Source organism: Streptococcus henryi DSM 19005, assembly GCF_000376985.1.
Lineage (GTDB): Bacteria > Bacillota > Bacilli > Lactobacillales > Streptococcaceae > Streptococcus > Streptococcus henryi.
In genome coordinates this window covers 1-12,908 of the sequence record NZ_AQYA01000021.1, presented here as the reverse complement: position 1 = coordinate 12,908, position 12,908 = coordinate 1, and the positions used below count along the sequence as shown (strand labels likewise).

Sequence of the window (12,908 nt, the reverse complement as noted above, 5' to 3'; positions counted from 1 at the left end):
TTTTTTGTTATGGAGTTATTATGAAACAAAAGTTATGATATAAGTGTAAACAGAAAACACAGTAGGAGGAAAAAATGGATAAACAAACCGAGATGATTATGAGCTTGATTGTTAATGGTGGAAATGCCAGAAGTTTAGCAATGCAAGCTATTTATGCGGCTAAGAAAGGTAATTTTGATGAGGCTAGTCAAAAATTGTTAGAGTGTAATGACTTTTTACTTAAGGCGCACCATGGTCAAACGGAATTATTAACTAAAGAAGCATCTGGTGAAAAAACAGAAATTACTTTATTGATGATTCATGCACAAGACCATCTGATGAATGCTATAACTGTTAAGGATTTAGCTATTGAAATTGTCGATTTATATAAAAATAAGGAGAATAATCATGATTAATATTACGTTAGTATGTGCTGGAGGAATGTCAACTTCTATGCTTATGCAAAAAATGAAAGAATCAGCAACTCAAAAAAATATTGATATAGAGATTCGTGCAATGGCAGAAGCAGCATTTGAAAAATTTGAGGGAAAAACAGATATTTTATTAATCGGTCCACAAATGGGATATGTCTATGATACTTTTAAAACAAAATATGAGCCAACAGGGATGAAAATTGCTGTCATAGATATGATGGACTATGGAATGATGAATGGGTCTAAAGTATTAGACGATGCTTTAAAATTATAAGGAGAAAATGATGAATTTACAGGCAGTACAAGCAAAATATCAACCTATTGTTACTAAGATTTCTTCAAATAGATACCTTAAAGCTATTATGAATGGCATGATGGCTGCCCTACCCGCTACTATTGCAGGTTCTCTTACAGCACTTATTAAACAATTACCGATTCCTGTTTACCAAGAATTTTTGAATAAGTCAGGATTAGCAGATATTATTCAACTTCCCATCACTTTTACAACTAATTTTTTAGCTATTTTATTTGTTTTTTCAATTACTTATAGTTTAGTAGAATCATTTGATAAGAAAGGGCTTACAGCAGCAATACTATCAGTTGTTTCCTTTATGATTATCACTCCAGTTGAACCAGCTGAATCAGCTTTTGGTTTGGCGTTTAATATACCGATGACTTGGTTGGGGGCTGCCGGAATGTTTGCAGCAATCATAGTTGCATTTATTGTAGGAAGACTTTTTATCTGGATTACAGATAAAGGGTGGACAATCAAAATGCCTGATTCTGTACCACCATTTATTAAAGAGTCTTTTGCTGCTTTAGTTCCAGGTTTTATCATTATTGGAATTTTTACTGTGATTGCTGGAATTTTTGCTAGCACGCCGTTTGGTAGTTTCCACCAAATGATTTACACATTGCTTCAAATTCCTTTACAAGGTTTGGGAGGTAACATCTGGGCATTATTATTTGTTTCCTTAATTAGCCAAGTCTTTTGGTTCTTTGGGATTCATGGTACTATGGTGGTTTTGAGTGTGATGATGCCAATTTGGATGGCAATGGATGCGACACAGTTAAATGCTTATTCAGCAGGAGAAGCTCTACCTAACATTGTTGGCTTTATGTTTTATTCAGTATATACACATGGCGGTACTGCTTTAGGATTGGCACTTCTTATGCTATTTGCAAAAAGTACTCGTTATAAGACATTAGGAAAGCTCTCTATTGTACCCGCTTTTTTTGGAATTACAGAACCTCTGATTTTTGGTGGTCCTCTGGTATTTAACCCTATTTTCGCAATCCCATTTATTGGAGGAAGTGCATTATCACTTGTTGTTAGTTATTTGGCTACATTGGTTGGTATTTTACCACGGTTATCAGGGATTTCTACCCCTCAAGGGACACCTATTATTGTACAAGGATTGATGGCTGGCGGTTGGAAAATTGCAATTTTTCAAGTTGTCCTAATCGCTTTTTGGGTGGTTCTGTGGTATCCATTCTTTAAAATTGCAGATAAACAAGCTCTTGACCAAGAAATGGAACACTAACTAAAAAATAAATAAGCGAGCTAACAATGAAAGAAAAAGAGTTACAGAAATTATTTCAAAGCTTGACTTTGAAGGAAAAAATCGGACAATTAGTTCAATTATCAGGTGAGTTTTTTGGTTCAGTAGATGAGGTTAGTACAGGCCCAGCAAAAAAAATGGGCATCCACCCAGAGATGGTTTCTTTAGCAGGGTCAGTGTTAAATGTAGCGGGGGCTAAATCAGTCATTTCTATTCAAAAATCCTATTTAGAACGCTCACAACATAAAATCCCTCTCTTATTTATGGGCGATATTGTTTATGGTTATCGGACAATTTTGCCAATTCCACTTGGCCAAGGAGCTACTTGGAATCCAGAGCTAATTCAAGAAAATTATAACAATATTGGAATGGAAGCGAGTAAGGCAGGCATAGATGTAACATTTTCTCCAATGGTTGATTTGGTAAGAGATCCTAGGTGGGGGCGCTGTTTAGAATCTACTGGAGAGGATCCGTTTCTAAATAGTCAGTTTGCTGCAGCAGTTATAAAAGGTTTTCAAGGGAACTTAACAGTAAACAATGTAGCGACATGTGTAAAGCATTTTGCAGCTTATGGCGCTACTGAAGGCGGTAGAGAATATAACACTGTTGATATGTCAGAGCGGAGATTACGACAAGATTATCTTCCTTCTTATAAAGCAGCAGTTGAGGCAGGAAGTAAGTTAGTAATGACTTCATTTAATACTTTAGATGGTATTCCCGCAACAGCCAATAAATGGCTACTGGATGAGATTCTTCGAAAGGAATGGGGATTTGATGGCGTTATTATTACAGATTATGCTGCAATTCACGAATTGATTGCCCATGGCGTAGCTCAAGATGAGAAAGAGGCGGCTCAATTAGCAATTAATGCGACAGTTGATATCGATATGAAGACATCCTGCTATGCTAATCAATTGGAACCTCTGGTTAGAGAAGGAAAAATAGATAATGAGCTTATCAATCAAGCAGCATGGAGAATTTTGTGCCTGAAAAATGAGTTGGGACTATTTGAAAATCCTTATAGAGGAGCAAGCATAAATGAAGAAAAATTTATGCATACAGATGAATCTCGAACCAAGGCATTACAAGCTTCTCGTGAATCAATAGTTCTTTTGAAAAACGAAAACAATATTTTACCGTTAGATGTGAAGAAATCAAAGATTGCAGTCATTGGTCCATATACAAATAGTAAATCAATTGTCGGTATGTGGTCTTTTCATGGCAAGCAGGATGAGTTTACAAGTATTCAAGATGCTTTTGAAAAATTAGATACGCATAACATAAAGTTTGCTAAGGGATGTGATTATTTAGAAGATTACTCTATTCTGGGAAGTTTTGGCAAGATGCTGAATCCTAGTAATGAAAGTACATTAGACATGGAGCAACAGACTTTACAAGCTGTGAAACTTGTAGAGCAATCCGATCTTGTTGTACTGGCACTGGGTGAACATATGTTGCAAAGTGGAGAAGCTGGAAGTAGGACTGAATTAGAGTTACCTAGAGTACAGAAAAAGTTACTTGACACAGTTGCAAAAACCGGAAAACCAATTGTGCTGGTTTTGTTTAGCGGTAGACCACTTGTCCTTACTAATATCGAAAAACAGGTTGATGCAATTCTTCAAGTATGGTTTCCTGGAAGTGAGGGAGGGCAGGCGATTGTAGATGTTTTAACAGGAAAATTTAATCCTAGTGGTCGTTTAACAATGAGTTTTCCCTATTCAGTTGGACAAGTACCACTTTATTACAATTCATTTAATACTGGCCGTCCTATTTCGACTTCGCAACATAGTGATCGCTTCTTATCAAGATATTTGGATGCTCCTAATGGGCCACTATATCCATTTGGATATGGATTATCGTATACAAAATATGAATATGCTAATTTATCATTAAGTTCGGAAATTTTGAATGATGAAACTACCATAACAATATCTGTAGATATCCAAAATAGTGGTTCTAAAGCAGGAATTGAGACAGTGCAACTGTATATACAAGATAAGATTGGAAGTGTCGTACGACCTGTTAAGGAATTAAAAGGATTCAAACGAGTTTTTTTACAGCCGGGTGAAATAAAGAAAGTTATATTTGAAGTTAACGAAGAGATGCTGAGGTTTTATGATAAAAATCTCTGTTATCAATCTGAAAAAGGAGACTTTAGAGTGTTTGTAGGTCACTCTAGTCAAGAATATTTAGAAGCTGATTTTACATTGATTTAATACTAAAACCCACAATTAAAGTTAGTGGGTTTTAGAAATTGAGAAAGGATATTTAAAATGAAAATTGCAATTGGGAATGATCATGTTGCTGTGGATATGAAAAATGAAATCAAAGCACATTTAGAAAGTAAAGGTTACGAGATCATAAATTTTGGGACGGATTCTAATGAAAGGTGTGATTATCCTACTTATGGTCGACAAGTTGCAGATGCTGTCGTTTCTAAAGCTGTTGACTATGGTATTTTAATTTGTGGGACAGGAGTAGGGATTTCATTAGCTGCTAATAAAGTCGAAGGTATTCGTGCCTGTGTATGTAGTGAGCCATATAGTGCTAAATTATCAAAAGAGCATAACAATACAAATATTATCGCTTTTGGATCGAGAGTCATTGGAATTGAAACAGCAAAAATGATTGTTGATGAATGGCTCAATGCTGAATTTGAAGGTGGACGCCACCAAAATCGTATAGACATGATTTCGGAAATTGAAAAGGAAGGTAAGTAGATGGAAAAAGAACGACTACTATGTCCATCCATGATGTGTGCAAATTTTGAAAATCTTGGTAAGGAAATTGAAATGCTTGAAAAGGCAGGTGTAGATATTTTTCATCTAGATGTTATGGATGGGCAATTTGTCCCAAATTTTGGAATGGGATTGCAAGATATAGAATATATTTGTAGCAAAGCTAAAATCGAAAAAGATGTTCATTTAATGATTGAAAATCCTGGAAATTATATTGATACTTTTGCTGATTTAGGCGTAAATATTATTTATATTCACCCTGAGAGTGATCGTCACCCAATGCGAACTCTTCAAAAGATTATCAAAAGAGGGATTAAACCAGGTATTGCGATTAATCCTGGAACTTCAATTGAAACGATTTATGAGTTGCTACCACATGTTGACTATCTGATGGTAATGAGTGTTAATCCCGGATTTGCAGGACAAACATACATTGATAGTGTTAATGCAAAAATAGAAAAACTTAATGATTTAAAGGCAGAGTTTGGATTTAAAATTATGCTAGACGGCGCATGCTCACCAGAGAAAATCAAAGAACTGTCTCCTAAAGGGGTAGATGGCTTTGTTTTAGGAACTTCAGCATTGTTTGGTAAGGAAGAAGAGTATGAAACAATTACTCAACGATTAAGAACATTATAAATAAAAGAATAAAGAGGTGCAGTAGATGGGAGAATATATCTTAGGTCTAGATATTGGAGGAACTAATATCAGAATTGGTGCTGTGGATAAAGAGTCTGAAGTGCATTATTTTGAAAAAGTTTATCAAAAAACAGTTTTTACGAACTCAAAGAGTGTAGATAATTTGATTGAATTTATTTCAAATTATATTTCGAAATATCAACTTACTGGACAAGTTGTAGCAATTGCCATCGCAGTTCCTGCAACAATTTCAAAAGATTGCACAACTGTATTGCAAGCACCGAGTCTCCCTGGCTTTGATAACTTAAATCTCTTAGCACCATTAGAAGAATATTTTGGTATAAAGGTATTCTTGCTGAAAGATGTGTGGACTGCCGCTTTATATGATATTCATAAGTATCATCTCAATACGGGAGGACTCATAGCAGCATGTTATGTTGGTACAGGCATTGGAAATGTCTTTCTTTATAATGGGGAAATATATAAAGGAAAAAATGGAGTTTCCGGAGAACTAGGGCACATTCCAATTCCTGAAAGCAAATTAGCATGTGGTTGTGGGAACATTGGTTGTATTGAGAATTATGCAGGTGGTAAATATTTAGCGAAATATTGCCAACATTCCAAAATAGATATAGAAACCGTTTTTTCTAGTATGCCAAAAGAAGATATTGACAATTATATTAATTATATTGCCATAGCTATAGCTACAGAAATAAATATTTTAGATCCGGATTCTGTTCTATTGGGAGGGGGAGTGCTTAACATGGAGGGTTTTCCATATGAACTGTTAAAAGAAAAAATTTATCAGCATACTAGAAAACCGTTTCCAAATGATAATTTAAACTTAGTTTTCGTATCTGATGATTCCACAAAAGGCGTGGTTGGTGCAGCAATGTATGCTAGGAAAATGGGGGTATAATGATGCTGAATATTTATGATTTTGAGGTAGAATATCAGAAAGAGCCGCTGGGACTAGATGTAAGGAAGCCAACTTTTTCATGGAAATTAGATTCTAGTAATCAAAATATTGTTCAAAAAAGTTATCGGCTGGATGTTTATGCTCAAAAAGAAAAAATCTGGAGCAGCGGAATTATCGAAAGTGAGCAGTCATTATATATTGAATATGAAGGTCCGGAGTTATTAGCACAGTGTTGTTATGAAGTAAGTTTGTGGGTTGAAAGTTCTGACGGAGAATGTGCAGTGGCAGATACCCATTTTGAAATGGGATTTTTAACATATAAAAACTTTGAGGCGGAGTGGATTACGCATGCTTTCGAGGATGATTTAGAGTCGTGTGCTATATTTTTGCATCGTTTTCAAACAGAGAAAAAGGTTATTAGAGCACGAGCCTATATTAGTTCATTAGGAATTTACGAGGCTCATGTTAATGGGCATCGTCTAGGGGACGCTTATTTTACACCGGGATGGACATCTTATCAGGAAAGATTGCAATATCAAACGTATGATATTACAGAATTCCTTCTCGAAGAGAATGATATAAAAATAACTGTTGGTAATGGATGGTTCAAAGGAATTCTTGGGTTTTATGGTCAAGGGAATCATTATGGAAAACGTACTGCTGTGATTGCAATGGTTGATTTGTTTTTTGAAGATGGTAGTAAGAAAAGAATTGTAACAGATGAGGAGTGGCAGTGTACAATCGGTGAAAATGGCTATAACGATATATACAATGGCCAAGTTATTGATTTTACAACTACTACAAATCCAGTAGAAAATGTTAGACTATTTGAACATCGAAAAGATATCTTAGTTGGACAAGAAAATGAACCCATTAAAATTACTGAAAAAATTTCCGCTAAAAAACTTCATACCGCTCCGAATGGTGAGAAAATCATTGACTTTGGTCAAAATATGACTGGTATTGTAGAACTTAAAATTAAAAGACCTAGAGGTACTGTAATCACCATCAAGCATGGAGAGATGCTAGATGAAAAAGGGAATCTTTTTACCACAAATTTAAGAACGGCTCGTGCGACAGATGTATTCATTACAAGTGGGGGCGACGATACATTTTTGCCTAGTTTTACTTTCCACGGTTTTAGATATATAAGTATTGAAGGCATAGAAAACATTGATTTAAATGATTTCACTGCTTGTGTAATGCATTCTAATTTGAAACAAACAGGTAGATTTGAATCTTCTAACGAAGCTATCAATCAGTTATGGCACAATATTGATTGGACAATGCGAAGTAACTATTTTGATATTCCTATGGATTGCCCACAACGTGACGAGAGATTAGGCTATACAGGAGATTGCGAAATTTTTCTACCTACAGCATGTTGGCAAAAAAATGTTGCTTTATTTTACCGTAAATGGCTTCGTGATTTGCGAGTTGAACAGAGTAAAGAAGGAGCGGTTTATTTGACAGTTCCCGATATTTTAAAAACAAATACTAGTGTCCAAATTTGGCATGAAGCAGCTACGATTGTTCCTTGGCATATTTGGGAATCTTACGGAGATAAAAGAGTTCTTACTGAGCAATATGACAGTATGAAGAAGAGCGTTGAGTATACAACCTCTTTAGCAAGTAAAGATGGCATTCTTAATTCTTCAAATAGCTCTCAATTTGGTGATTGGCTTTCTTTAGATGCACCTAAAGGTCCACACCGCAAGATTCCAGAGGGAATTTTACGACCATCATCAGACGAAAAAGTCGGGTCTACCGATGTTTATTTCTTGGCAAATATCTATTATCTTTATTCTATTGATATTATGGTAAAAACTGCTACTATTTTAAATAAAAATGAAGATAAGATTCTATTTGAGAAGCTATATCAAAATGTTTTGAAAAACATTAGACAAGAATATGTCACAGCTAATGGTAGATTGGTATCAGAAACACAAACTTCGCTAACGATGGCGCTATATTTCAATATAATTGATGATGAGAAGCAACGAATGGAGACTTTAGAACGTTTAGTTCTAAACTTAGTAAAAAATAAAAAGCATTTGATGACAGGTTTTACTGGTACTGAGTACATTATGAAAGTTTTGTCTCAAAATGGTTTACATCAATTGGCTGGTGACATTTTATTAAAAGATGATTGTCCATCATGGCTTTATAGTGTTAAACTTGGTGCAACTACGATTTGGGAACTTTGGGATGGCGTAAATCCTGATGGAAGTATTAATCTTTTTAATATGAACTCTTTTAATCAATACGGATTTGGAACGGTTGGAGATTGGCTGTATAGTGAATTATGTGGCATAAAAGCTACTAGTCCAGCTTTTAAAACCTTCACATTGAAACCTCGTCCAGTAAATGGAATCTCTTCATACAAAGTAAACTATGAGACTCCTTATGGGGAAATCAAATGTTCTATTTCTTGTAAGTCTGGAAGATTAACTGCGGATATTTCAGTACCTACTAATACTTCAGCAGATTTAACATTGCCTGAAAGTAAGGAAATACATCTCGGCTCTGGAACATACCACTTTGAATATAATATTTCAGAAACTTATGAAGTGAAAAAATTTAGCGAAGATACTACTTTAAATGAGTTAAGATCATATCCAAAAGCTGAAAATATTTTTATGACTGAGGCGCCCGATTTAGCAAAAAGTGGATTTGTTCGTGGTTTTGCAGGTAGAATGTCTATTATTGAAATAAAGAAGACTTTACCTAAGACGTTAGTTCCAGAAAGAGCATTTTCAATTTTTGATAAAATGATTGCTGTTCTAAATGGAGAATAATAAAATGATGAATAATACAGTGTTTGATATTTGGGCTGAGGATGAATATAATTATTCACAGTCATTCGGATTCATGCCTAATTTATATAGCTATTTGCACGAAGAAAATGTTTCAGGAGGACGACCTACAATTATAATTGTTCCTGGAGGAGCATATAGTTTTGTTTCCCCTAGCGAAGGTGATAGTGTCGCTCGGAAATTTTATAGTTTTGGGTATAATGCATTTGTTTTAACCTATACGGTCAATGTATTAGGCAACGTTCCTGTGCAACATCAACCTATGAATGATCTTTCGAGAGCCATTCGATTTTTACGTGCAAATCATCAGGAATTAAATATCCATTCTGAAAAAATTATTATCTGTGGTTTTTCGGCGGGTGGTCATTTGTGTGGAAGTTTATGTACACACTATCAGGATGTTATGGATAATAATGATTTCTATAACCGATTTTCGAACAGACCTGATGCTGCCATACTATGTTATCCAGTTGTTTCAACAGGAAAATTCTGTCACGAAGGTTCTTTTAAAGCGTTACTTGGGATTTCAGCTACCGATGAAGAACAAAAATATTTCTCGTTAGAAAAAAATATTACCACAGCTACTCCTCCTATGTTTTTATGGCATACAGCAACGGATGAGACTGTTGCTGTCGAAAATAGCATAGTACTAGCTTCAGCATTGAAGCAAAATAATGTTCCTTTTTCATATCATATATTTTCTGAGGGGAAGCACGGATTGTCGACTGCTGAAGTATTGACAGAGGAAATGCTAGAAACTGGTCAGTATACTATGAAACAAACATACTTAGTTTTAAACGCAATAAATAACGGTTTAGTACCACCTTCAAAAGGAACAGAACAATTACTGAAATTTATTAGCAAGAAAAAAATACCGTCTCACTTAGAAAATAAAGAAGCTGCAATTTGGACGGAGTTAGTTAAAGTGTGGTTAGAAAAATATATTTTATCTTGAATTAATATGGGTAAGTGATTATATAGAAATAAACAGGAGTTGAGAAAGGAAAGATTCTTTTTATTAGTATCAGAAGGTCATAGCTTCAAACGGAAAAGAATTATAAATTTGTTTATATAATATAAACTAGAAAAAGTAATGAGGAGGGGGTATATGGTTATCAAAGATAAGATTGTTATAATTATAGGAGCTTCATCTGGTATAGCTGAAGCGACAGCATTTATTAGAATAACAATAGGTTGCTAAATTGGTTTTAGGTGCATGTAGAGAAGAACGCTTGAAGACAATTCAACAGAAGTAGATATTCGATATCAAGTAGCAGATGTTACTGATTTTTAGTCTTTGCAATAGGGTGTTAACTATACAGCAGATACATTTGTGAACATAGATATTTTATGTAACGATGTTGGTATTATGCCACAATATTTGATAAGTGAAGAGCACAGTGATGAGTAAACAAATGTCAATATTATGGGAATTTTGAATGGTATTTCAGTAGTCTTACTGATTATGAAAATCAACAATCTGATCATATCATTTCAACTGAGTCAGTTGTAGGACATGTTGTTTATCCCGAATCTGCTGTATATTGTAGGACAAAATTTGCGGTTAGAGCTATAATGGAAGGACTTCGTCAAAAAACATCGTGAAGATGGAATTAAATCTACCATTATTTCCCCTGGAGCAGTCGTTATAGAACTTTATAAAACCATTTCTGACAAAGAAGCAGGTGAAGCTTTGTACAAACCAAGCATCAATCGGAATCGGGGGGAAAACTGAAAACATTGCTACTGCTGTAGCTTACGTTATTGACACTCCTGATAGAATGTCAGTAAATGATATGATTATCCGCCCAACATTACAAACGATGTAAGAGAATTATAGATGGTAATTAAAGATAAGATTGTATTAAATTCAGGTTTGGAAATGCCCCTACTTGGTCTAGGAACATGGGATTTAAGAGGAGAGACATGTGTCAGTATTGTCTCGGAGGCGATTAGGCTTGGCTATCGTCTGATAGATACTGCTCAGATGTATGGCAATGAAAGAGAAGTTGGAAAAGCTATTGCTAGTAGTCCTGCTAAGCGAAGCGAACTATTTGTTACGACTAAACTGGATGGTCATAGCAATAGCTACCAGCAAGCTCGAGATGGGATTGAACGCTCCTTAGACAGTTTAAGCATGTCTTATATTGACACTAATGTTGGTTCATGAACCCTATACCAATGATAAGGCTATGTATAAGGTTTTAGAGGAAGCTTATTATGATGGAAAGGTCAAAGCGATTGGCTTATCAAATTATAATCAGAGACGATTTGAGCAATTTATCCACTCCTCTAACATAGTGCCTACAGTGAATCAAGTTGAATGTCATCTCCACTTTCAAAAATGGGACTTGCAACAAACATTGAAAGAACATGGAACAGTGATGCAGGCTTGGTCACCATTAGCGCAAGGAAAGATTCAATTTGAGCAACAACCAGAACTTGTTCAGCTTTCAGAGAAATATGGCAAGTCACCAGCTCAAATTGTGTTACGTTTCTTGACGCAACGGGGAGTGTCAGTCGTGCCAAAGACGAGTCGAGTAGAACGGCTAGCTGAAAATATAGATATTTTTGATTTTTGTCTAACAAATTTTGAAATGGATATGCTAAAGAAATTAGATAAAGGCAAGACACTATTTTCTTGGACGGAAACTCTTTAAGTAAAATATTCAGCAGATGATGATATTAGGTATGGAATGATAGGTTAAAAAGCAGACTAATGTTTCTAGTCTGCTTCTTCATTACTTGTAAAAAAATTCTCTGTCCAATTTGGACAATTTCAAAGATATAGGACATAAATAATCTATACTTTTTCTTAGGAGAAAGCTAGATGTACCAGCGGATAAGGAATCTGAGGGAAGATAGAGATTTAACGCAATCTGATATTGCGAAACTTCTGTCTCTTACTAATTCTGCATATGCAAAATTGGAAAGAGGTGAGCGAAAGTTATCAGCGGAAGTTCTAATTAGTCTTTCAAATTTCTATGACGTTAGTACTGATTATTTGTTGGGACAAACTGATTTCCCTCACCGAATCAAAAATAATATTAAATAGTCTCTCCTTGATTTGTTCATTGACAATTGAATAAACCGAGGTGGGACTTTCTTATTTGTCGAGCAATTTAGTGAGATACGCCGTGATAGGAGCGAAAATTATTAGCTACAAAATAGAGTGGTTCTCTATCTGCCATGACCACAAATAAGGACAATGATACTTCTGAACGTTCAGGCTGCCAACGTAAAAGGACAGCGGGTGAGATGCCCATGAGTGATTTAACCAATCATACCCACGGAGGTTAATAATATGAAATAGAGAGAAACTATTATGAAAATTAAATTTGTATCGGTTGATAATAGTATAGCTGAGTGGGCAGATAAAAAAGCTATATTGAGGAGGTGGGAAGGTCTGAATCAATATACACTGAATAGATGGTTAGGTGAAATGAGAGATAATAAGCAGTTTAAAGATTATGTGATTAACCCAACTCATAAACTAGTCTTTATTAATTTGGAAGGTTTTGAAGAGTTTTTAAGATGGAAGCGTTAGTGTAAAATAATACTCGGAAAAACGTTTACATGTTTTCAAAATAAAAAAAGTCCTATATCCTAGGAAATGACGAAATAACCCAAAAGGATATAGAACCTATGACTATTGTAACAAAGATTGGAAAAATTTTAAAGACTAGTAAACATTTATCTGAGTTAGAAACAGAAATAATGAGTTTGATGAGTAAGGTCTTTACAGAGAGTTTGGCTCATTGCTTAGAACGCTTAGATAAGGAACTTATTTCAGACTACCATAAGGATGGCTGGGAGATTGA

Annotated in this window: 15 protein-coding genes; all 15 read left to right on the top strand. The window is 35.0% G+C overall.

Annotated elements, in window-relative coordinates; translation table 11 throughout:
* Positions 1 to 74: 74 nt before the first annotated feature.
* The 15 genes from F601_RS0101525 (at position 75) to F601_RS0101465 (ending at position 12,634) form a co-directional block, all read left to right on the top strand.
* Positions 75 to 395 carry a PTS sugar transporter subunit IIA gene (locus F601_RS0101525; protein ID WP_002320391.1) on the top strand — a complete coding sequence of 107 codons (321 nt, stop codon included), beginning with the start codon at positions 75 to 77 and terminating at the stop codon, positions 393 to 395.
* Positions 388 to 687 carry a PTS sugar transporter subunit IIB gene (locus F601_RS0101520; RefSeq protein WP_018163909.1) on the top strand — a complete coding sequence of 100 codons (300 nt, stop codon included), beginning with the start codon at positions 388 to 390 and terminating at the stop codon, positions 685 to 687. Before F601_RS0101525 ends, F601_RS0101520 begins: the two co-directional genes overlap by 8 nt.
* A gap of 10 nt (positions 688 to 697) precedes the next feature.
* The gene (locus F601_RS0101515; RefSeq protein WP_018163908.1) at positions 698 to 1,957 is read left to right on the top strand and encodes a PTS sugar transporter subunit IIC; all 1,260 of its coding nucleotides are present in this window, start codon (positions 698 to 700) and stop codon (positions 1,955 to 1,957) included.
* 26 nt (positions 1,958 to 1,983) lie between these two features.
* Positions 1,984 to 4,191: a beta-glucosidase BglX gene (gene bglX, locus F601_RS0101510; RefSeq protein WP_018163907.1), complete on the top strand. Its 2,208-nt coding sequence runs from the start codon at positions 1,984 to 1,986 to the stop codon at positions 4,189 to 4,191.
* A gap of 57 nt (positions 4,192 to 4,248) precedes the next feature.
* Complete coding sequence (gene rpiB / locus F601_RS0101505) at positions 4,249 to 4,695, top strand: ribose 5-phosphate isomerase B (RefSeq protein ID WP_018163906.1); 447 nt, start codon at positions 4,249 to 4,251, stop codon at positions 4,693 to 4,695.
* Positions 4,696 to 5,352 (top strand): ribulose-phosphate 3-epimerase, encoded by a 657-nt coding sequence (locus F601_RS0101500; RefSeq protein ID WP_018163905.1) that lies wholly within the window; start codon positions 4,696 to 4,698, stop codon positions 5,350 to 5,352.
* A gap of 25 nt (positions 5,353 to 5,377) precedes the next feature.
* Positions 5,378 to 6,271 (top strand): allose kinase, encoded by an 894-nt coding sequence (gene alsK / locus F601_RS0101495; protein WP_018163904.1) that lies wholly within the window; start codon positions 5,378 to 5,380, stop codon positions 6,269 to 6,271.
* Positions 6,271 to 9,069 (top strand): alpha-L-rhamnosidase, encoded by a 2,799-nt coding sequence (locus tag F601_RS0101490; protein ID WP_018163903.1) that lies wholly within the window; start codon positions 6,271 to 6,273, stop codon positions 9,067 to 9,069. The genes alsK and F601_RS0101490 overlap by 1 nt, the downstream gene beginning before the upstream one ends.
* Positions 9,070 to 9,073: 4 nt before the next feature.
* On the top strand, positions 9,074 to 10,042 hold the full coding sequence (locus tag F601_RS0101485; RefSeq protein WP_018163902.1) for an alpha/beta hydrolase: 969 nt from the start codon (positions 9,074 to 9,076) through the stop codon (positions 10,040 to 10,042).
* A 533-nt stretch (positions 10,043 to 10,575) separates the two neighbouring features.
* Positions 10,576 to 10,692, top strand: a complete 117-nt coding sequence (locus F601_RS13440; protein WP_345938737.1) for a hypothetical protein — start codon at positions 10,576 to 10,578, stop codon at positions 10,690 to 10,692.
* A gap of 80 nt (positions 10,693 to 10,772) precedes the next feature.
* Positions 10,773 to 10,916 carry a hypothetical protein gene (locus F601_RS13435; RefSeq protein WP_248678542.1) on the top strand — a complete coding sequence of 48 codons (144 nt, stop codon included), beginning with the start codon at positions 10,773 to 10,775 and terminating at the stop codon, positions 10,914 to 10,916.
* Positions 10,917 to 10,927: 11 nt separating this feature from the next.
* Positions 10,928 to 11,257: an aldo/keto reductase gene (locus F601_RS13600; RefSeq protein WP_211205904.1), complete on the top strand. Its 330-nt coding sequence runs from the start codon at positions 10,928 to 10,930 to the stop codon at positions 11,255 to 11,257.
* A complete protein-coding gene (locus F601_RS13595) occupies positions 11,244 to 11,747 on the top strand; it encodes an aldo/keto reductase (protein WP_211205903.1) in 504 nt (167 codons plus the stop codon). Before F601_RS13600 ends, F601_RS13595 begins: the two co-directional genes overlap by 14 nt.
* A gap of 170 nt (positions 11,748 to 11,917) precedes the next feature.
* Positions 11,918 to 12,142 (top strand): helix-turn-helix domain-containing protein, encoded by a 225-nt coding sequence (locus tag F601_RS0101470; RefSeq protein WP_018163900.1) that lies wholly within the window; start codon positions 11,918 to 11,920, stop codon positions 12,140 to 12,142.
* Between the two features lie 270 nt (positions 12,143 to 12,412).
* Positions 12,413 to 12,634 (top strand): hypothetical protein, encoded by a 222-nt coding sequence (locus tag F601_RS0101465; RefSeq protein WP_018163899.1) that lies wholly within the window; start codon positions 12,413 to 12,415, stop codon positions 12,632 to 12,634.
* Positions 12,635 to 12,908: the final 274 nt, after the last annotated feature.